This is a genomic window from Acinetobacter bohemicus ANC 3994, assembly GCF_000367925.1.
In the GTDB taxonomy this organism is placed as follows: Bacteria; Pseudomonadota; Gammaproteobacteria; order Pseudomonadales; family Moraxellaceae; genus Acinetobacter; species Acinetobacter bohemicus.
Window position 1 is genome coordinate 424191 of record NZ_KB849176.1, and the last position, 21244, is coordinate 445434.

Annotated in this window: 22 protein-coding genes, 1 other RNA gene and 1 pseudogene; 14 read left to right on the forward strand and 10 right to left on the reverse strand. The window is 38.5% G+C overall.

From position 1 onward, the window contains the following. The 6 genes from F994_RS18045 to F994_RS14770 form a co-directional block, all read right to left on the reverse strand. On the reverse strand, positions 1–256 hold a 256-nt coding region (locus F994_RS18045), incomplete at its 3' end, for a hypothetical protein (RefSeq protein ID WP_407636546.1). 168 nt (positions 257–424) lie between these two features. Then, positions 425–535: a hypothetical protein gene (locus F994_RS17400; RefSeq protein ID WP_004651375.1), complete on the reverse strand. Its 111-nt coding sequence runs from the start codon at positions 533–535 to the stop codon at positions 425–427. Positions 536–739: 204 nt separating this feature from the next. Then, positions 740–2164, reverse strand: coding sequence for an aminotransferase-like domain-containing protein (locus F994_RS14760; protein WP_004651376.1), 1425 nt, complete (start codon positions 2162–2164; stop codon positions 740–742). Positions 2165–2238: 74 nt separating this feature from the next. Continuing rightward, a complete protein-coding gene (locus tag F994_RS17405) occupies positions 2239–2361 on the reverse strand; it encodes a hypothetical protein (protein WP_004651378.1) in 123 nt (40 codons plus the stop codon). Positions 2362–2375: 14 nt separating this feature from the next. After that, a complete protein-coding gene (gene cydB, locus F994_RS14765) occupies positions 2376–3380 on the reverse strand; it encodes a cytochrome d ubiquinol oxidase subunit II (protein WP_004651379.1) in 1005 nt (334 codons plus the stop codon). Beyond that, positions 3373–4833: a cytochrome ubiquinol oxidase subunit I gene (locus F994_RS14770; RefSeq protein WP_004651380.1), complete on the reverse strand. Its 1461-nt coding sequence runs from the start codon at positions 4831–4833 to the stop codon at positions 3373–3375. Before F994_RS14770 ends, cydB begins: the two co-directional genes overlap by 8 nt. 394 nt (positions 4834–5227) lie before the next feature. Between F994_RS14770 and F994_RS14775 the strand changes: the two genes are divergently transcribed. The 4 genes from F994_RS14775 to F994_RS14790 all read left to right on the forward strand — a co-directional run bounded on the left by F994_RS14775 (position 5228) and on the right by F994_RS14790 (position 8517). Beyond that, positions 5228–6043 carry a hypothetical protein gene (locus tag F994_RS14775; protein WP_004651381.1) on the forward strand — a complete coding sequence of 272 codons (816 nt, stop codon included), beginning with the start codon at positions 5228–5230 and terminating at the stop codon, positions 6041–6043. Positions 6044–6242: 199 nt separating this feature from the next. Continuing rightward, positions 6243–6626 (forward strand): CidA/LrgA family protein, encoded by a 384-nt coding sequence (locus F994_RS14780; RefSeq protein WP_004651382.1) that lies wholly within the window; start codon positions 6243–6245, stop codon positions 6624–6626. Then, positions 6626–7318 carry an LrgB family protein gene (locus F994_RS14785; protein WP_004651383.1) on the forward strand — a complete coding sequence of 231 codons (693 nt, stop codon included), beginning with the start codon at positions 6626–6628 and terminating at the stop codon, positions 7316–7318. Before F994_RS14780 ends, F994_RS14785 begins: the two co-directional genes overlap by 1 nt. Positions 7319–7716: 398 nt before the next feature. After that, positions 7717–8517: an undecaprenyl-diphosphate phosphatase gene (locus F994_RS14790; RefSeq protein ID WP_004651385.1), complete on the forward strand. Its 801-nt coding sequence runs from the start codon at positions 7717–7719 to the stop codon at positions 8515–8517. A 298-nt stretch (positions 8518–8815) separates the two neighbouring features. Here the strand turns inward: F994_RS14790 and ssrS are convergent. From ssrS to F994_RS14800, 3 genes are all read right to left on the reverse strand, one after another. Further along, positions 8816–9000, reverse strand: a non-coding RNA gene (gene ssrS, locus F994_RS17275) — 6S RNA. A 100-nt stretch (positions 9001–9100) separates the two neighbouring features. Next, entirely contained in the window at positions 9101–9385 is a 285-nt protein-coding gene (locus F994_RS14795) for a cell division protein ZapA (protein ID WP_004651386.1), read from the reverse strand. 2 nt (positions 9386–9387) lie between these two features. Beyond that, positions 9388–9936 carry a hypothetical protein gene (locus tag F994_RS14800; RefSeq protein ID WP_004651387.1) on the reverse strand — a complete coding sequence of 183 codons (549 nt, stop codon included), beginning with the start codon at positions 9934–9936 and terminating at the stop codon, positions 9388–9390. A gap of 64 nt (positions 9937–10000) precedes the next feature. Between F994_RS14800 and F994_RS14805 the strand changes: the two genes are divergently transcribed. The 6 genes from F994_RS14805 to F994_RS14830 all read left to right on the forward strand — a co-directional run bounded on the left by F994_RS14805 (position 10001) and on the right by F994_RS14830 (position 17319). Further along, positions 10001–10633: a UPF0149 family protein gene (locus tag F994_RS14805; RefSeq protein ID WP_004651389.1), complete on the forward strand. Its 633-nt coding sequence runs from the start codon at positions 10001–10003 to the stop codon at positions 10631–10633. A gap of 79 nt (positions 10634–10712) precedes the next feature. Continuing rightward, entirely contained in the window at positions 10713–12032 is a 1320-nt protein-coding gene (gene pepP / locus F994_RS14810; protein ID WP_167555816.1) for a Xaa-Pro aminopeptidase, read from the forward strand. Between the two features lie 170 nt (positions 12033–12202). Then, positions 12203–13840 carry a sialidase/neuraminidase family protein gene (locus F994_RS14815; protein ID WP_034697391.1) on the forward strand — a complete coding sequence of 546 codons (1638 nt, stop codon included), beginning with the start codon at positions 12203–12205 and terminating at the stop codon, positions 13838–13840. Positions 13841–14443: 603 nt separating this feature from the next. Then, positions 14444–15652, forward strand: coding sequence for a 2-octaprenyl-6-methoxyphenyl hydroxylase (ubiH, locus tag F994_RS14820; RefSeq protein ID WP_004651393.1), 1209 nt, complete (start codon positions 14444–14446; stop codon positions 15650–15652). After that, a complete protein-coding gene (locus F994_RS14825) occupies positions 15649–16890 on the forward strand; it encodes an FAD-dependent monooxygenase (protein ID WP_004651394.1) in 1242 nt (413 codons plus the stop codon). The genes ubiH and F994_RS14825 overlap by 4 nt, the downstream gene beginning before the upstream one ends. Positions 16891–17067: 177 nt before the next feature. Further along, positions 17068–17319: a hypothetical protein gene (locus F994_RS14830; RefSeq protein ID WP_004651395.1), complete on the forward strand. Its 252-nt coding sequence runs from the start codon at positions 17068–17070 to the stop codon at positions 17317–17319. 80 nt (positions 17320–17399) lie between these two features. Here the strand turns inward: F994_RS14830 and rsmI are convergent, their stop codons facing one another. Beyond that, a complete protein-coding gene (gene rsmI, locus F994_RS14835; protein ID WP_004651396.1) occupies positions 17400–18239 on the reverse strand; it encodes a 16S rRNA (cytidine(1402)-2'-O)-methyltransferase in 840 nt (279 codons plus the stop codon). A 12-nt stretch (positions 18240–18251) separates the two neighbouring features. Here rsmI and F994_RS14840 point away from each other — a divergent pair. From F994_RS14840 to F994_RS14855, 4 genes and pseudogenes are all read left to right on the forward strand, one after another. Beyond that, positions 18252–19187, forward strand: a pseudogene (locus tag F994_RS14840) (penicillin-binding protein activator). Then, positions 19187–19618, forward strand: a complete 432-nt coding sequence (locus tag F994_RS14845; RefSeq protein ID WP_004651399.1) for a YraN family protein — start codon at positions 19187–19189, stop codon at positions 19616–19618. Before F994_RS14840 ends, F994_RS14845 begins: the two are co-directional and overlap by 1 nt. Positions 19619–19683: 65 nt before the next feature. Beyond that, positions 19684–20367 carry a BON domain-containing protein gene (locus F994_RS14850; RefSeq protein ID WP_004651400.1) on the forward strand — a complete coding sequence of 228 codons (684 nt, stop codon included), beginning with the start codon at positions 19684–19686 and terminating at the stop codon, positions 20365–20367. Then, positions 20357–21244, forward strand: coding sequence for an alpha/beta hydrolase (locus F994_RS14855; RefSeq protein ID WP_004651401.1), 888 nt, complete (start codon positions 20357–20359; stop codon positions 21242–21244). The genes F994_RS14850 and F994_RS14855 overlap by 11 nt, the downstream gene beginning before the upstream one ends.

Sequence of the window (21244 nt, forward strand, 5' to 3'; positions counted from 1 at the left end):
AATGGTTGTTCCGTTGTGGTCTTGTACGTTCACTGCCATGTAGGCAGCTTAGAAATGATGCAGATCGTCTTACCCGTGCTGCGGTAGGTTCACTGCCATGTAGGCAGCTTAGAAATATTGACTTCAACACTATCAATTTGAACACCAGTTCACTGCCATGTAGGCAGCTTAGAAAAGATAAATCTATATTTTTATAAGGAACTCTATGTTCACTGCCATGTAGGTAGCTTAGACAAACTCGAATTTGACCTGACATTTTAAATCTTGGTTCACTGCTATATAAGCAGCTTAAAGCGATTAGTTTAGATAAGATGAATGATTTTTACTCTAAATGGGAACAAATAAGTTTAGCAATCATCAAATTAGATTGAATAAAGCCAATGAATGATATTGGTACAAAGTTTCTCACTTAGCATAGACTTTCTTATAAAATATATTCCCAAATCAGATAACCTAAACCGAATCCAATGAATGCATAAAGCGTAATAATGAAGAATACAAAACTCGCTTTATTTTTCTTTTTTAATGAATTCATATCGATGCTCACTGCTTAGCCTTTAAGATAAGATAATTATGTAGCGTTTAGGTTTAAACGTGTAGATACAAAAAATGATGAAAAAAATATAACAGATCTATGTATTTTTATTCATCTGTTATAGTCATGTATGTAAATACAACAGCAAGAATGCTGATTTTTTATGAATGCATTGAGACTTTAAAATGGTCAAAATATGAATAATTATCGGACAGGGTGGTTATTTATAGCATATAGAATACATTCAACCACCTGTGACAAAGCAGATTCAATCCGATTATTAAAGTCAAAAGAACAATTAATCCGTAAGAAATTATTTTGCTTGGCAAAGTTAGCATTAAATAAAACGCTTGGCGCAATACTAATATTGCGAGCCAATAACATCTGATAAATATATACACTCTCTATATATTGAGGTAATTCAATCCATAAGAAATAACCCGAAGGGTAATAAGCGATTTTACATACAGGTGGTAAGTGTTCTGTTAGATAAGCATAAAACTGTTTTTTATTGCGCTCCAAGGATGAACGTAAGCTTTTAAGATGCTTTTCATAATGGCGGTGTGATAAATATTCAACCAGTGCATTTTGAATAAATGAATTGACCGATAGTGTACTCATCAACTGAATATGTTGAATATGTTCGGAAAATTTTCCTGCATAGACCCAACCCACACGAAAGCCTGCGCCTAATGTTTTAGAGAATGAAGAACAATGTAGCACCAGATTTTGCTGATCAAAGTATTTCATGGATAGGGGTTTTTTATGGTCATAATACAGTTCTTCATAGACATCATCTTCAATCAAATGAATTTCATACTGATGTAATAACTTCGCCAATTGAAACTTAATTTCATCACTCACGGTAAACCCAATCGGATTATGACCATTTAGCATCAGCAGGCACACTTTGATGGGGTATTTTTGAATTGCTTGTTCGAAGGCATTCAGATCAATTCCATGTTCAGGATGTTCTGGAATGGTAATCACTTTTAAGCCCAAGCGTTCTGCTGCTTGCCATGCGCCATAAAAAATCGTCTGTTGCAATAAAATATAATCACCCGCCTGTGTCATGGCTTGTAACGACAAGTTCAATGCATCCAACCCACCCGATGTAATGACAATGTCTGACGGGTCGGTCTGAATCCCTTGCATACAATAGCGTTGAGCAATCAGTTTTCGTAAGGCAAAATTACCAGGGGGTAGGCTGGGTGTTTGTTCATAGCTGAGTCTATGGCGGGCGAGTTGTCCCAAAGTCTGGATTAATTTAGGTGAATAGAGCAATTGGCTATTCGGGAAAGCAGTGCCAAAAGGGATAATATTATCGGGTTGAATGGATTTTAAATATTGAAAAACCGTCGAGTTAATTTCAATTTTAGGATTGAGTGTGACATTTTGGTTTTGTTCATCATTTGAAGGTTCTTGTGCAACGACAAAATAACCTGACTTTTCTTTTGAATAAATCAGTCCTTGCGCTTCGAGTTCTTGATACGCATTCATCACCGTAATCAAGCTAAAACCGGATTGTTCCGCTTGATGGCGCAGGGAGGGCAATTTTTCATTGGCTTTCCAAGTTCCATTTTCAATCAGTAGTTTTAGGCTATTCGCAAGTTTTTCTGATTTATACATATTGGTTCGCTGCAATTCAAAGGCACAGGACTTATATGAAAAGTCCTGTGTCTGATTTGTAAAAAGTAATTGATTCAGTAAGCAAAACTCAGCATGAGCTTAAAGAAACCCGCAATCAGTGCGAGAGAGATAACGCCAAAGCACCACAATAAAATAAACCATAATCGTGGGCTGAGTCGATCAACAAATTTTTTCATGTCTATCTCCTCAATTAATGATAACCCTGATCCCCTATACGCACTTTGTCACGGAACACCCAGTAGGACAAGAACGTATAGGCAATGATGATCGGAATCAGAATTGCAGCGCCCACCAAGGTGAACTTCAAGCTTGACTCAGGGGCAGCCGCCTGCCAAATAGTGACTGATGGCGGAATGATATTGGGCCATAAGCTAATCACGAAGCCAGTAAAAGCCAAAAAGACTAAAGCCAAAGTATAGATAAAGGGTTTTAGATCATGCTGCTTTTTACATGCTGATAAAATCAGCCCTACAAACAATAAGACTAAAATTGGTACGGGGCTAAAATAGTATAGATTTGGCAGAGAGAACCAGCGCTGTGCAATTTCAGGATGGGTCAATGGCGTATATAAACTCACTGCACCGAAGATGATGAGTAAAGCAATAATCAGCCTAGGCATGAGATGAAACATCCGTTGCTGTATCTCTTTTTCGGTTTTCCAAATGAGCCAACCACAACCTAAAGTGGCATACATGACCACCACACCTAAACCTGTAAAGCATGCAAATGGCGTGAACCAGTCCCATCCACCGCCACTGTAAATACCGTTGGTGGTCTGAATACCTTGGATATACGCGCCTAAAATCACGCCTTGGAAAAAGCTCGATAAGATCGAACCCCAGATAAAAGCGAGATCCCAGAGGTATTTGGTACGTGTCGCTTTAAAGCGAAATTCAAAAGCCACACCGCGGAAAATTAAAGCCACCACCATAAAGATGATCGGTAAATACAGTGCCGATAAAACGGTTGAATAGACCAAAGGAAATGCAGCGAATAACCCAGCACCACCGAGGACCATCCATGTTTCATTGCCGTCCCAAACGGGCGCGACGGTATTCATCATCACATCGCGTTCTTGCGTTCCGTTCATGAAGGGAAACAGAATACCAATGCCCAAGTCGAAACCATCCATAACCACATAGATGAGCACACCGAGCCCGATAATACCGACCCAAACCAAAGCGAGATCAATCATGTGGTTTCTCCTTACTATTTTGAGCAGAAGGATCAGTGGTCTCGATAGACTCTTCAACAGCACTGAGTGGACGTAAAGGGGTTTTAAAATGCCCCGGGCCAGTATCTTGTACAGCATCTAAAGGCGTAGAAAAAGCAGGGCCTAATTTGATTAAGCGCAGCATGTAGTAAATTCCCGCACCAAAGACGACGGTATAGACCAGAACAAAAATAATCAGACTCAAGCCGACTTGATCTGCGGTGACGGTATGCGATAAACCATCTTTAGTCCGAATCACGCCATACACCACCCACGGCTGACGACCGACTTCAGTAGTGACCCAACCTGCTAATAAGGCAACATAACCTGTGGGCCCCATGATAATGGCAAATTTATGGAACCATGAGCTTTCATACAATGAACCTTTCTTACGTAACCATAATGCAGTCAAAGAGAGCAGTACCATCAACATTCCCAGACTGACCATGACACGAAAGCTCCAAAATACAATCGGGACATTTGGGCGATCTTCAGCTGCAAAATCTTTTAAGCCTGTGACTTGACCATCTAACGAGTGGGTGAGGATGAGACTACCTAAATAAGGAATTCCGAGTTCAGTTGTATTGCGTTCATTTTCCATATCTGGAATTGCAAACAGCAACAGTGGCATTGCATGATCGCGGTTGGTTTCCCAGTGTCCCTCAATTGCTGCCAATTTTGCAGGTTGGTGCTTTAAGGTATTTAAACCGTGGTTGTCCCCAATCACAACTTGTAAGCAAGACGTGACCAGTACCATCCATAAACCCATAGAGAATGATTTTTTAACCAAATCATCACGACGCCCTTTGAGTAAATGCCATCCTGCTGTACCGACCACCAGTAAAGATGACACGAGGAATGCCGCGGTAGCCATATGGGCAAATCGGTAGGGGAAGGATGGATTAAACACAATTGCCCACCAGTCTGTGGGGACAATAATGCCATTTTCGATGGCAAAGCCTTGCGGGGTCTGCATCCAACTGTTGGAGGATAAAATCCAGAACATGGAAATACAGGTCCCGATGGCGACCATTAAGGTGGCAAAAAAGTGCGCTTTAGGCCCGACACGTCCCCAACCAAACAGCATAATGCCCAAGAAACCTGCCTCTAAAAAGAAGGCGCTCATGACTTCATAAGTGAGCAGAGGTCCTGTGACACTTCCTGCAATACGTGAAAATTCACTCCAGTTGGTGCCGAACTGATAGGCCATGACGACCCCAGAAACCACGCCCATCGCGAAGGCTACGGCAAAAATCTTAATCCAATACTTAAATAAGTCTTTGTAAATGGGGTTTTGGGTGCGCAGCCACTTCCATTCCAGCATGGCAAGAAAGCAGGCTAAACCAATAGAGGTTGCAGGAAAAATAATATGAAAGGAAACAGTAAAAGCAAATTGTATACGTGCTAATTCTAGAGCAGTGAGTCCGAGGCTCATATCACTCTCCACATTATCAGTAGATCATGCAATTTTACATGACCAATAGAACAACGGTCAGTTGATAAAACAGCACAAAAAGTAAGAGATCGTTTCATTTAAACCACCGATCAAGAGAAATTAATTCATCTTGCATGACAATTTAAATGATGAGTAGGTACAGAAATTTGCTTAAAAAAATATAACAGTTTGAACCGTGATTTTTATAACTGTTATATTTTTTTCCAATGTTTTTGTAGCTATACATTTGAGCAGCATCACGACAAAATCTATTTCAGTCTCGTGAGTGGCTATTTTTTTAATGCAGCAAGTTGAGGTTAGATATGACGGACTAGCATTGAATGAGAAGGCAAAATACTCATGAAATATAGGTTTGAAGTGAAATGGTGATGCAATGTTTGTTACAGAGAAATTGAATATACTCTCAGAACTTATAGAAACAAAGGGTATTTCTGAGCAATTAAAGAATATATTGCAGCAGCAATATGTCAATTTAGAAGCAACATTATTACGTGCCAAGGTTTTACGTGAATTTTCAAAGCTTAAAGTGCATTATATTATTCAATCTGAAATTCAAGCAGAGCAGGTAAGTTTGGCTTTTCTTTTTTCACCTTTTATTTTAGCCAACTTAAATAAGACAGTAATTTATAATACACCTGCAACGCTACCTGTTCTTAATATTCTGAATACTTACTATCAGGCAGAAAAAAAGCAAAATGTGAAAATAGATGAAGTTTTGAATACTTTAAATATTTATTTAGATTTAAGTCTCACTGAATTAGAGGAAAGTGATTTTTTATATTTATCCATCATTAAAGCCCTGTGTAGAGCAGATGTTTCAAGCATTTTTATTATTACAGATTTGAAAATTAATCCTGAAAAACGAGATGAATTAGAAGCATTTTTTAAAGTGAGTATCCACCTGATTAGTACTCAGCATCAGGAAAAAATGATCGATAGTCGTGAGTTGAATACGCGCAAATTGTTGTTTAAAAATAAAGATGCAGACTATATTAAACTGTGTGAAAAATTCTCAGAAATCAATGCTGAATTGCTTCAGTATTGCGATAGTTATAATACGCAGCAAACCATTCACTTGATAGAAGATATGTTCTATAGCGAACATATTTATGAAAAATTATCTGTTTATGCTGAATATATGCAAACCTGTTTACAACATCAAAATTCTGTATTTAGTCTTCGTCTTTAATCGTGCTAAAGCAATGACTCGTTTGAGGCATTCTTAATGGAATTATTATCGATTTTAGCCAGATTTTTATCGGTGATTTAAGTTAAATATATATTCCACTATGCAGTTAAGAGAAAAATCTGTGTTTCACATTTATAAACACATCTCCATTTGGGTCTTTTAAAGAGAAACTTGTACAAGTTGAGTACATCATTAAATCATGTTGAGTTCATTTCGTTTAAAGCAATTGCAAGTCACGTTATTACAGATTTTTCTGATCCTGATGGTTTGGGGTTTTGCTTATACTATTCAAAAAATTTTACATCTGCCGATTGCATCAGGCGTGTTGGGTTTCTTCATTTTATTATTTTTGCTTGAAACACGGTGGATTCGACTGGAACAAGTAGAACACGGTGCTAACTTACTTTTAACGGAATTACTTTTGTTTTTTATTCCGCCTGTGGTTGGGGTTATTCAATATCAGCAATTACTCATGAATAGTGGATGGAAAATTGTCATCATCATTTTTATCAGTACTTTTCTGGTAATGGCAAGTTCAATGCTGAGTGTCAGGATGTTATTAAAACAGGATGAGGTTAAATAATGTCACTTTGGGGAGTATTTTTCTTTATATGGACGCTCGTGTGTTATGCGTTTGCCAAAAAATTATTTATACACACAAGAAAGATTTATTTTTCTCCGATTATAGTCGTTCCTATCTTGAGCATTTTAAGCATTATTATTTTTCAGCGTACTTTTCAAGACTATTACACTTATACCCAATACTTGGTGGCAATGCTCGGGCCAATTACTGTGGCATTTGCAATTCCTGTCTTTAGATATAGAACGATGATCCGAAAATATTTTAAAATTTTAATCATCACATCCAGTATTTCTATGTTGATTGGTATTTTAAGCAGCTGGTTTTTGGCAAATTTATTTAATATTGAGCAAATCGTAAAAAATAGTTTATTGGCCCGCTCAATTTCTATTCCCTTTGCCTTAATTTTGACTGAAAAAATTGATGGTTCTATTAGCCTTATTCCACTTTTTACTGTGATTACAGGGTTAGTGGGGATGTTATTTGGAGACCTATTTTTAATATGGATGAGATATCAGCATCGGATTGCGCATGGTGCTGCGTTTGGTAATGCTGCACATGCGATGGGAATTGCTCGGGCACAACAACGTCATTCAGAAGAAGGTGTGGTGGCAAGTTTGTCGATGATTATTTCGGGCATTATTATGGTTTTATTTGCACCACCTGTAATTGCATTAATTAAAATGTTGTCATAGCTAGGTAGGTAAAATATTAAGTTAAATTGCGCGGGAACCATTATTTATATGGCTTCGTTCTTTTATAAATTGTTCAGAAGAATGAATGGTAAAATGAGGCAGACCATTTTTAATAAAATGATTTGGGGTAAGCAAGGCATTTTAATTACGACTTACTATCAGCATTTATACAAAAAAATGGCTGGTTCTTCATGAAAAATTGTCTATGTCAGCGTATAAATTTACTATCTAACCAAGCATGGCTGTATTAATATCAAAAACTCTGAAATGGTAGTACTTAATGTTAATTGCTTAAGTTTGATGAGTTAGTAAATTAAAAAAATGAATGTTTTTACTAATCAATGATCTGGTGAGAACATAATGGATACCATTTTTTTATCCTTATTTTGGGTTGATTTATGGAAAACATCGAAATTTTTAAAGCCCTCTTTTTAGGGTTTATTGAAGGGTTAACTGAATTTTTACCTATTTCAAGTACAGGTCATTTAATTTTATTTGGACATATAATTGATTTTCAATCTGATGATGGTCGCGTTTTTGAAGTTGTGATTCAACTTGGGGCGATATTGGCGGTATGTTGGTTATATCGAAAAAAAATATTTGATTTAATAAAAGGTTTCTTTAGTGGAGACCCTGAAGCAAGGCATTTTGCAATAAGTGTCATTATTGCTTTTATACCCGCTGTTGTTATTGGTGTCCTCGCAGTAGACTTTATTAAGCAGGTTCTCTTTAGTCCATTGGTTGTTGCAATTGCATTGATTATAGGCGGCTTAATTATATTCTGGGTGGAATCTAAGCAGTTTGAACATAAAACCACAGAAGCTACAGCCATTACCTTCAAACAAGCTTTAATCGTTGGATTTGTGCAGTGTGTGGCGATGATTCCGGGCACATCACGTTCAGGTGCAACAATTGTTGGGGGAATGTTCGCAGGATTATCGCGGAAAGCAGCCACAGAATTTTCATTTTTTTTAGCTATGCCAACCATGTTGGGTGCGGCAACATATGATTTGATTCGAAATGCTGATGTCTTAACTCAAGATAATTTGTTAAATATTTCATTAGGATTTATTACGGCATTTATTGCAGCTTTGTTGGTGGTACAAGCTTTAGTTCGTTTTGTTGAAAAGCATACACTAAGAGTATTTGCATGGTATCGCATTATATTGGGTGTTATTATCATGATTGTTTTATTTTAATTATAATTAATTCCAGTTAAATGATGTGGTTAGCATGATTCTATCAAGAGGATTGCTAATTTTATAATGTTATTTAGCTTCGATATAGATCATTCTTTTTAGCCTACTTTCTATTAATTTTAGACTTCTCATAGGCATTTAGATGCCACTAAAAAGATATTTCTATCCAGACAAAATAAGGCTGCATTAAGCGCTAAAATTTCGCTATATATGGCGTATAGACATGCTTGGAAAATAAAAATGAGATGGGTAAGGGATTTAGAAATTTTATTATTTGAGTTAGTTATTAATAAGTTAAAACACTCCGATGATGCCGCTGCATGTCATTACCCTTGAACCCTAAAGTTCAAGGTGGACGCGACGCATACTTGCTGGGTTTCCTACTCGAAGGCAGGCATACACTCTAAATATACAGAACACAATCCAATGGTGTTGATATCGGCTCAGGGGAACTTGACCCGCTGGCGAACACCTCAGAGATGTAGTAAGTATAACGAATAATGCCGCATTGGCAAATCTTCAGTGTGCAGTAACTGTAAACTTACATTTCAAATGCCGATACTTTGTTCAGTTTGAGTAAAAACTAAACTAAATCATCCACATCTTCTAAAATGGTTGCCAGTAAACGCTCGCAATGTGAATACTCTTGCAACGATTTATTCATCGCAAGGACTTCTTGCATCAACTCTAGCGCCACCATAATGATCAATTTACTTGGCTCAAGACGTGGGGCTTTACGCCGAAAATCATCATACTTTTCATTTAATAATTCAGCGGCACGTTCTAAATCACCTTTTTCACTTTCAGTCGTGGCTAAACGAAAAGTATGTCCCAATACACGCAGCTCAACAGCAATTTGTTCAGTCATGATTAGTCCTCATTTGCTTCTGTTGGGTGAGCAAGTTGTTGAATTTCTTGCGCGTGATGATCCTGAGCTGTGCCTAAAATAGACAAGCGCTGAATAATGGCTTCGACTTTTGCTTTGGCATGTTCATTTTTTTGTAACAATCTTTCACGTTCTTGCTGAAAACCCTGAATTTCCTGTTGAGCAAGACGCTGTTCATTTTGCATTTTTTCTTTAATGACACGTAATTCATTACGTTCAGCAAGAATTTCCTGAAAACGATTTTTAAGATCGGTACAACTTTTTTCCAAACGACTATAACGATCAGCCAATGAGGTCGCATCCGTATTCAATTGCTTGAATTGAGACTGCGCATCACTTAATTGCTCGCTAAGGTTGTCTATTTCTTCTTGTTTCTGGGTAATGATGCCGTTCTTTTGCACAATTTGGGCATGATGATGTTCGGCAGAATTTTCTTTTGCCGCGGTGAGTGCATTATTTTCACTTTCATAATGCGTAAGTCGCGTTTTTAAAACGCCAATATGCGCCTGTAGACGCTGTAATTCTTCTAACATATCGTAGTCGCACAGTATTGCAAACAAAGGTAATATATACGAAGTATAGAGATTGGATAAACGAATGCAAGACGATATTTCAGGTTGGTCGGAATGGCACCACAATTTTTCAAAAATTGAAGAGATTTCAAGCCCAAGTGAGTTACATGGATTACTTACAGGTATTGTTTGTGTTACTCAAGCACCAAAAAGTGAGGAATGGCAACAAATTTTAGCAACACTTGAAATTCCAGCATTGGATGAAGAAGTGCTAGATTTGTTAACTGGTGAAGCAGAAGATATTGCGCATGCATTATCGGATGATGAACTGGATTATTTACCACTGCTTCCAGACGATGAGCATGTCCTTGCTGACCGTGTACAAGCCTTGGCAGATTGGTGTGCAGGCGTCGTACTGGGCTTTGGTTTGGCTTCAGGTCATATTCGTCAAGATGAAATGGAACTGATTGAACATCTACAAGATGTAGCAGCAGTTGAATTTGAAGAATCGGATAATGACGAAGAAGGTGAGGAAAGTTATCAGGAACTTTATGAATTTGTGCGTTTAATTCCTGTTAGTCTGTCTTTGGGACGCAAAAAAGTGGAAATTGCAGAAACACCGTTGCTGAAAAATCTTCAGCCGCAATTGAAACAAAATGCAGCTGCACCAGAAACAAACAATATTGTAGAAATGTTTACACCGCATCGTCCAAGCTAATTCAGACGACGGTGATGTAACAACAAGCAATATAAAAGTTATCAACTCCATTCATAAAAGATAAAAGTACCTCTCAATGATGAAACTGACTCAAGCAGATTTTCAGGAACGTCGCGACCGCCTAGCAGAAGAAATGGGTCCGCACAGTATTGCGATTATTGCCACCAGTCCGGTTGCTATGCGTAACCGTGATGCAGATTATAAATTTCGTGCGGACAGTAGTTTTTTCTATCTGACGGGATTTGCCGAACCTGAAGCAGTGGCAATCATTGAGACCTTTGAGTCTATAGATGAAGGTTATACCTATAGCTTGTTCTGCCGCGAACGTGACCGTGAAATGGAAATTTGGCACGGTTACCGAGCGGGGGTTGATGGTGCTGTGGAGGATTATGATGCCGATGAAGCTTATGCCATTGATCTGCTGGATGAGGAAATTATTGAGAAACTGCTCAATAAGCAAAAATTATTTTATCGCATGGGGCAACAAGCTGATTTTGATGCACGTGTAGCCAAATGGATTGCTGAAGCGAATGGTGAATCGCGTAAAGGCACATCTGCGCCTGCACAGGTGATTCAACTCGATCGTATTTTAGATGAAATGCGTTTGCATAAATCGACACAAGAAATTGAATTGATGCAAATCGCATCGACTATTTCAGCTCAAGCACATACCCGTGCCATGCAAGCGGTTAAGCCGGGCATGATGGAATATGCGCTTGAAGCCGAACTAAATTATATTTTTGGTCAAAATGGTTGTGTGCCTTCGTATAACAGTATTGTTGGCGGTGGTGAAAATGGCTGTATTCTGCATTATGTTGAAAATGACAAAGTACTGAAAGATGGTGATTTAGTCCTGATTGATGCGGCTTGTGAATATCAGCTGTATGCCTCGGACATTACCCGTACTTTTCCAGTCAACGGCAAATTTAGCCCTGAACAAAAAGCGTTATATGACGTTGTTTTAAAAGCACAGCTTGCAGCCATTGATGCTGTGCGTATCGGTAATTCGTATAAAGAACCGCATCGTATTGCAGTACGTATTTTGGTGCAGGGTTTACTTGATTTGGGTCTGATGCAAGGTGATATTGAACAGATTATTGAATCTGAAAGTTTCCATCAATTCTATATGCATGGTACAGGTCACTGGTTGGGTATGGATGTGCATGATGTGGGTTCATATAAAACTGAAGGTGAATGGCGTGCTTATGAAGAAGGCATGGCGGTAACTGTTGAACCGGGGCTTTATATTGCACCAGATGATGAAACTGTCGATGCGAAATGGCGTGGCATTGGCATTCGTATTGAAGATGATGTGGTTGTGACCAAAAATGGACCACGTGTTTTAACTGCTGCGGTAGTGAAAACTGTTGAAGAAATTGAAGCGTTGATGGCTCAATAATTAAAATGAGCGTTAAAAGCCGATCTGAAGTAAAAGATCGGCTTTTAACGTTCTGGAGAATAAGTTTTGTAGATGAGGCTTTACTTTTTAGTGTTGTTTTTATTCATGATTCTAGTAAAGTTAGATTTTATTAAATCAGATAACTTTTTAAGTTTGTAAAATCGAAAATGATGAATAAATTAAATTTAATGGTGAAAATTGGGGTTACTTTCGTAATTTATTTAATATTGGCAGGATGTGTTACACAGCCACAAAAGAAATATTTGAATACAGATGTAAAAGGGATATTCGAACCTATAAAACAAGGAGAGAAATTATATCCAGTAGTATTGAGTGTTAGTTTTAACACTGGAAATACTTTCCCTTATTTATTGGTAGAAAGCCTTTCTGAAAAAACAGAGATACTAGGGAAAAATAAAATATATAGCATTAATGTCATAAATAACCATGCTTCAAGCTCTACATTTGTTTATAGTGGGAAATTACCTGCTGGAGAATATCGTCTTACTGAGTTAAGTACTTTAAATTCTGGGGGGGGAGTTCCAGACTATAGATACATTAGCTTGTCAAATAAAAATGAAGTAGGTCTGGTAAGTAATTTTAAAGTAGAAGAAAATACAACCACTGATTTGGGGCGTATAATTTTAACTCATGCAAATGATAAGTATTTTATTTCTAGGGCTGAGAATATACCATCAAATAAAAGTTTAGTTACCAAACTTGGAAAAAACTATCTTGAAGCGATTTATAAAGATAGGATTTTTACGGGATGGGAACAACCACTTACACGACAAGAGAAACATTTTGGTAATATAGAAAAAATACTACCATTTGGTATGAATTGTATTAAGGAAAAAAAGGATAATGTAATTCTCGCTGCAAGTAAGATAGGTTCAGTTTTCTATCTTCCGCTTGAAAATAAAGTAAAAAATTCAAAAATAATTCAAACTAAAGATGGTTTAAACTTGCACTGTATAACAGTAAAAGAAAATAGTGATTTTGATTTTCTAGCCTATGGTGAGATGAATGCACTTTATAAATACCAAAAGGTGAATGATGTACTTACGCCGATTGACACTGGTAATTTACCTATAGGAATAGTTGTCTCTGTAGTTGGGGATGAAAAAAATGGATGGTTTATAGCACATCTTGTTGATAAAAAAGTGACTATTTATCGTAGTGATCGTCTAGAAAAAGGTGATTGGAAACCAATGGTTACGAAGGATACTTATCATAATCCATTGATAAATGGTTTTTGGATGTGGGAGGATGATAAAGGATTTGATTATGCTGAAATGTTTGGAAGTATTAATCGATTTGATTATGCTACAAAAAAGTGGACTGAAAATCGAGTACCAAATGATGCAAATATTACAAAGTTAGTGATTAACCCTGATCAGTCATTTAGTTTAATTACTTCTATGAAATCTGGTTTAGCTGGTGTTTTTGCAAATCAATTTAATTCAAAAGATCATGGTGTGACATGGCAAAAAATAGACAGTCCATTTAAGGTAAATATGTGGCCTATACAATATTCAAAGCAAGGCGATAGATATGTAGTTGCTACTGCTTTTAGCCCTAAGACATTGGCTCTTACTGAGGATATGGGGAAAACATGGCAAAAACATCAGATAATGCCTTACAGTTCTATAGTAGTTTTGAATTCTGGAGCACTTCTTAATATTCGTTCTACAGTTAATTATGCGACAGTTACACTATCAGAAGATAAAGGTAAAACTTGGTCGGGTATTTATAATAGTTACAATAAAGCATTAGAAAATTTAGAAAAGTCCTCGCCTAAAAGATAATTGATGCTTTATAGAAAATGAGCTATTTATTAAATCTTAAACTTGATGTCGGGTCGAATGTACAACTTTAATGAATTTGATTCAAAGAAATTGTGGCTTATTTAAAAATATAAATCCTTATTTTATTTAGGTAATTTCTTGTTTTAAATATCGTTTAATTAGTTTGATTGGTGTGGAATATACCAATTTGTGATTTAAAAAAGCCGCCTTGGGAACAAGTCGGCTTTTAATGTTTTTTTAAATTTTTAAAATAAATTATTGAAATAATTAGTTTAAATTAAATTAAATTATCTTTTATTTTTATATAAATCATTCGCTTAGGTTCTTTTGATCAGCCCAATCTCAACCGATTAGGCTTTTTACATGATTATTCACGTTGCACGATTCTAATTCGTTGGATTAAGCAACTATCTGAGCAATATCAGCGAGAAGTCTATAGCGTTGTTACTTCAATCACCACCACGACAGAGCTTTACGGTGAAAGTACGTAAAAACATCCACTTTATTATAAAAATTAAGATCTTTGATGTAATATAAAATCCATTAAAAGTTATAGGTATTTGAAGGTTGTGACTTCGGATACATCATAAAAAGGATATACGCATGCAGCAAGAAGTGATCATTGTCGGCGGTGGTATGGTCGGACTCAGTCTGGCGTTAATGTTGGCCAAGGCAAACATTGCGGTCAAGCTGTTAGAGGCGATTAAGTACCCGAATTATGATGATGCCAATCTTGCGCCATATCACTCCAGTTTTGATGCGCGAAATAGTGCATTGTCGCGTCGCAGTGTACAAATATATCAAGAGCTGGGTTTATGGAATGCATTGCAAGAACATGCAATCCCAATTCTTGAGGTGCATATTACTGAACAAGGCAGTTTTGGTAAGGCACGCTTAAAAGCAGAACAAGAAAAAGTCGAAAGCTTTGGTCAGGTGATTGAAAATGCTTGGTTGGGGCGTGTACTGCTTACCGAAGTCCGCAAACAGCCGCTGATTGAACTGATTGATGGGGTGCAGGTTACTTCGCTGACGCAAGATACCGATCAAGCATTGATTGAAGCGATACGTGGCGAAGAACATTTGTCATTACAGGCAAAATTAGTGATTGCTGCCGATGGTCGTGATTCATTTTGCCGTAAAGCCCTCGGTGTTGGCGCAAGCGAACATGATTACGATCAAGTTGCGATTGTGACCACAGTACAAACGTCGAAACCGCATAACCATGTTGGTTTTGAACGCTTTAGCCATTTAGGGCCTCTGGCATTATTACCTTTACCGGGTGAATATCGTCGCTCTGTGGTCTGGCCTGTGAAAAAAGGCACAGAAGGCGAATGGTTGGGCGATGAAAATGATCAACATTTCCTTGATGCTTTACAAGAAACCTATGGCGACCGTGCAGGTAAATTTCAAAAAACAGGTAAACGCTTTAGCTTCCCATTGTCACAAGTGCTTGCAGAAAAACAAGCAGTCGGTCGCGTGGTACTGATGGGGAATGCAGCACACACCATTCATCCTGTAGCAGGGCAAGGTTTCAACCTGTGTATGCGTGATGCTTATGTTTTAGTTCGTTATCTGACAGAGCAACTCGTACAATCGGATGATATTGGTCAGCCAAGTATGTTGCTTGCTTATGAGCAAGCCCGTTTAACCGATCAACAACGTGTGATTAAGTTCTGCGATTCTGTGGTACGTGGTTTTAGTAATCAAAATCCGATACTCAAATTTATCCGAAACACAGGTTTGCTTGCTTTTGATACCATTCCGGGCATTAAACCGCTTGTTGCCAATTACGCGATGGGGCTAAAAGCATGAGTGATGTTCTCGATGTCCTAGAGGTTGTCATTATTGGCGGTGGCTTAGTCGGTGGTTTAACTGCCTTGCTGCTTGCCCAAGGTGGCGTACAAGCAACGGTTTTAGATGCTGCTCCCATTCTGGATGAAACCAAAACTTTAGCCGTTGCCAATCCGCGTGTATTGGCATTAAGCCAAGCGACCATTCATTTGCTAAAAACAGTGCATGTGTGGGACAAACTTGCGCGTCACATGCCTTATAGCGGTATGCAAGTGTGGAATAAAAATGGTTATGGTGAAATCAATTTTGGACAGCCTAGCCAAAACATGCCCAGTGCTGAACAGACTTTAGGTTCGATGGTGGAACCGAGTGTTTTGAATTTAGCCATTCAGCAAAAAATGCTAGAACAGGTTAAAGATTACCGGACTCAAGTCAAAGTCACCCGTGTAGAACAAGGTATTGGGGTTTGGCATATTCACCTTGCCGATGGTTCACAGCTAAAAACCAAATTGGTGATCGGTGCAGATGGTGCAAATTCATTTGTACGAGAGCAAGCTTTTATCGATATTGATGTCTTGGATTATAAGCAAGCAGGTTTGACCTGTGCGATTCGAACGGCACAGCCACATTTACATGTCGCGCGTCAAATTTTCCTTGAAACGGGGCCGTTGGCCTTTTTACCGATGGCGAGTTTAAAACCTGAACAAGAAGGTCATTGGCAATCCATCGTTTGGACATTACCAGATGATTATGCCGAAGAATATGCAACTCTGGATGATGCAAATTTTTGTGCGCTTCTCACCCGTGAAAGCCATCATATGTTGGGTCAAGTTCTAGAGGCGACGCCACGCGCACAATTTCCACTGAAAGCACGTGCAGCACAGCAATATGTCAAAGCGGGCTTAGCGTTAATTGGTGATGCTGCACATGTGATTCATCCTTTAGCAGGGCAAGGAGTGAATATTGGGTGCTTGGATGCCGCTATTTTATGTGATGTGTTGCTGCATGATCAAAAGCGTGGTGTATGGGCACACGAGCAAACCCTACAGCGTTATGAGCACCGCCGTAAAGGACAAAATGATGCCATGATGCACAGTATGTCTGCACTGGGTTGGTTGGAGACGACACAGCTTTTTCCAGTGGTATGGGCGCGAAATTTTGGCTTAAAACAAGTGGAGCAGCATGCGATTTTAAAAGATGCCTTTTTGTCTCAAGCCAATGGATTGCAGGTTTTAAAACAGACCATGTATGCTGTTTAATTTTGAAAATGCTGCTTTTTGTACAAATATTCATATAAGTTTACTTTTTTGATTAAAAAAGATACGAATTTTTAATATTTGACTCTATGCGAAATGCTCAGAGATTGCTAAATTTCTTCCTAATTCGCATCCAATTTAAATTGGATCAATAGAAGTCATTTGTGGGGAGAAATAAAGATGACGGATATGAATGACTACGACGACGTAGAAGAAACAGCAGTAGATGATGATGAAGCCAAAGCGGCTGAAAAAGGTGCATCTGACAGCAGTGAAAGTAGTGCAACTGATGGCGATATGGCAGAAGCTGAAACATTGACTGTGACAGCAAAGTTGAAGCAACGTCAGGCATTGGAAGATGAAGTTGCAGCCTTTCTGGCACGTGGTGGACGCATTACGGAAGTTCCTGCGGACGAATCTGCAAAAGATTAATCCTTTTTTGCTCTATTTTGTCAGAGCGATAAAAAAGCATCACTTCGGTGATGCTTTTTTAGTTTTGATGGACTAATGCTTTAATCTTTATTGGTGAGTTCTAACGCACGTTGATACGCCACTTTCTTTTTAATACCAGTCAAATCCGCTGCCAGTTGCGAAGCCGCTTTGACCGATAAATCTTGCAATAAACGCGTTAATAATTGATCTAGTTTTTCTTGTTCTAAATCCTTCTCTTGCGTTGCACCACCAATCACTAAAACAATTTCACCTTTTTGCTGGTTACGGTCCGATTCAATCAATTGAATTAAATCAGTCAAGGTCATTTTTTTAATGGTTTCAAAGGTCTTGGTAATTTCGCGAGCAAAACCCACAGGGCGGTCTGCGCCAAAAACATCAGCCATATCTTTCACTGACTCTAAAATACGGTGTGGTGCTTCATAAAAAATTAAAGTTTGTGTTTCATCTTTGAGTTTTTCTAACTGAATCAGGCGTTGAGATTGGCGCGAAGGCAAGAAGCCTTGAAAACTAAAACGGTCGCTGGGTAAGCCCACAGAACTGAGTGCGGCAATCGCAGCGCAGGCACCCGGTACAGGAACCACACGAATATTATGGTCTTGTGCAGCACGAACCAATTTAAAACCCGGATCACTAATCAGCGGTGTACCGGCATCACTAATCAATGCCATGTTTTCGCCGTTTAGTAATCTTTGGATCAACAGATCAATTTTGTTACTTTCATTATGCTCATGACAAGCCGTGAGTGGAGTTGATATATTATGGTGCTTTAATAATTGAGCAGAAGTACGCGTATCTTCTGCCGCGATAATACTGACTGACTTTAAAACATCAATAGCACGATAAGTAATGTCATCTAAGTGCCCAATTGGGGTCGCTACAACAAATAACTGAGCACTCATAAGGTTTTTCCAATGTTAAATAATAAAAAGAATTTGATGGGTTTCATGCTGTACGGCATTTTTAACTATGCACAAGCTGAAGTATTGGTCATTTTACCTGAATCGGGGCCTATGGCGCGAGCTGGATTGAGTATCAAACAGGGCTTTATGAGTGCTTATCAAGCATCAGGCATGAAAACCCCGATTAAATTTGTAAACTCAGATCAGAAACCCATGGCGCAACTGTTAAAACGCCATGTGAGCAAAAGCACGCAAATGATTGTTGGGCCTTTAGCACGCAACGACGTGGATGCTTTAATACAAGCGAACCTCAAGCTGCGTATTTTGGCTTTAAACGATGTCAGCAACCAAGCGGAAAATGTGTGGCAATTTAGTTTGTCGAAAAAACAAGATGCAGATGCACTGCATCAAGTGCTCGAGCAAGACAAAATTAAACAGCTCTATGTTGTTCGTCAAAAAGGATCGGAAGCTGAAAGTGAACTTTTTTTGATGTCGTTAATGGGGCAAACGCAGCACGCTATTCGTATTGTGGAAGACGTCCCGCAAAAGCTGACCAAGCAGCAGGGTTTATTATTGCTTGGTCAGCATGAATGGATCAAGCGCCTAATTAAACTGCCCACGCAGCACATCTACGTATTGGCCAATGCCATTGAACAAGATCAAACCATACCGCAGGGCGTGAAATTTTGTGATGCACCCGCGTTATATAGCAGTGTCTGGCCCGATCTGATACATGCCTATCAACAGAACCCTGTTGCGATGTCCTATCAGCGCTTATTAGCATTTGGTGGCGATGCTTGGCAGATCAGCTAGCAGTATTTACAAGCACCTCATTTGAGCAGTCTTGAATTTCAGGGGCGTACAGGACTGATTCAAATGAGTGACCATCAAATTCATCGTGTGCCGCATTGTTATGAAAATACTCAAAAAGGTTTGAAGGTGTTGTAATGTTAGAGACCATATCAAGCCCATTAAATTTGGGCCAGTGGGCAGAGCAGCAGGCTTTAAAGTTATTACAAGCGCAGGGGTTTACCTTGATTGTTGCGAATTATCATTGCCGCTATGGGGAAATTGATCTGATTGTACAAAAGGATCAAGAATTGATTTTTGTCGAGGTCAAGGCGCGCTCAGTGACGCAATATGCACAATCATGTGAAACGATTTCATCTTCAAAGCAAAAGAAGATTATGAAATCAGCACTGTGCTTTTTAAATGCCGAGCCGCAATTCCAAGAATTTTATTGCCGTTTTGATGTGATTTGTTTTGATTTTTTCCAACAATTTGCAAAAAAGATACAGCAAGATTTTTCTAAATGCCCTTATGATCAGCAATGGATAGAAAATGCTTTTACTTTTGATCAAGAGTTTATTAATCTTTGAACAAAATTAGAGTAGAAATACTGCAATAAAATAGAATTTAAATGGATGATTAGGAGTCTTGCTGAGTGTTTAATCGTATTGCAATGACGTTACTGTGTGTAGCAAGTTTATCTGGTTGTGCGAGCTTTATATCAAGTGGTACAGGGTCAGCGCCAGTTGGAACAGAAAGTGGTGCTCGTTCACTTGGACAAGTCTTTATTGATTCTTCTATAGAACGTACTGCTAAAATTAATTTATATAAATTAGATTCACGCTTTAAACAATCTCGTGTAAATATTGAAAGTTTTCATGGCAATGTCTTGCTTACAGGACAAGTGCCAGATGCGCATTTAAAGCAATTGGCGGAAGATAATTTACGTGCGATGACGGATGTCAAAACGGTCCATAATTATATTACCGTCGGCAACCAAATTGGTTATAACAGTATTATGCAAGATACTACGGTGACAGCAAATACCCGTGGTTTGATTATGAAAGCCGTGGTGGTCTCTGATAGTAAAGTTCGTATCCATACCGAAGATGGGATTTTGTATGTGATGGGGCGTTTAAATCAGGCCGAGATTAATGATCTTAATCAAGTGCTTCAGCAAGTAGGCAATGTCACTAAAATTATTACCTTGATTGATAATGTTGAACAATCACGTGCCGTGACTTCAAGCTTTAGTAGTCCCGTCGTCAATGCGCAACCTGTTGAACAAACACCTGTAGCAATTGATCCAGATCAGGCAGAGCCTACGAATGCTCAATAATGTCACTCGAGTCGTCAAAAAAACGTTGGATCAAAAAGTAGAATTGGTAAGAACGCTGTATAAAGAGTTCCGCCTTTACGATTTTGGTAGTTATGTATTGAATCGTTTAACCCCTCGAAAGGGTTATACGCTGAATAAAAATATTGCTTATGGTTTAAAAGCCCGACAACGTTTAGATATTTTTTCTGCCGAAGTAGCACGTGAGCAACGCCCTTTAATTGTGTTTGTACATGGTGGGGCGTGGTTGCATGGAGACAAAAAAGACTATCGCTTTGTCGGTGAAGCCTTTGCCAAAGAAGGTTATGATGTTGTCGTCATTAATTATCATCTGGCACCGAAATATGTTTTTCCAAGTTATATTGATGACCTGAATTTGGCATTAAATTATCTGACGCAGCATCAAACGAAATTAAAGATTCGCACTGAAAAAATAGTCTTGATGGGGCATTCAGCGGGTGCTTTTAATGTGATGTCGGCCATTTATCATCCGAAGCCTTATGCTTTGCAATGCCGTTCTCAAATTCGTGTGATTATTGGTTTGTCGGGGCCTTATCATTTTGATTATAAAGATGATCCTTTATGCGCGGATGCGTTTGATCAGACCGTGCCTTATCAAAATGTCATGCCCTATTATTTTGTTGAAACCAATGAAGTTAAGCATTACCTGTTTTTAGCATCGAATGATCAAGTGGTTGGTCGTAATAATTCAGAAGATTTTCATCGTATTTTGCAGGAAAAGGGCAATCATAGCCAAATGATTACCATCTCTGGCACGGGACATGTGTCCATTATGGGATCGGTTTCGAGTTTGTTTAGCCGTTATTTCCAAACCAAAAAACAAATTTTGGCGGTTTTAGAGGAAGCGCTAAAACCTTAA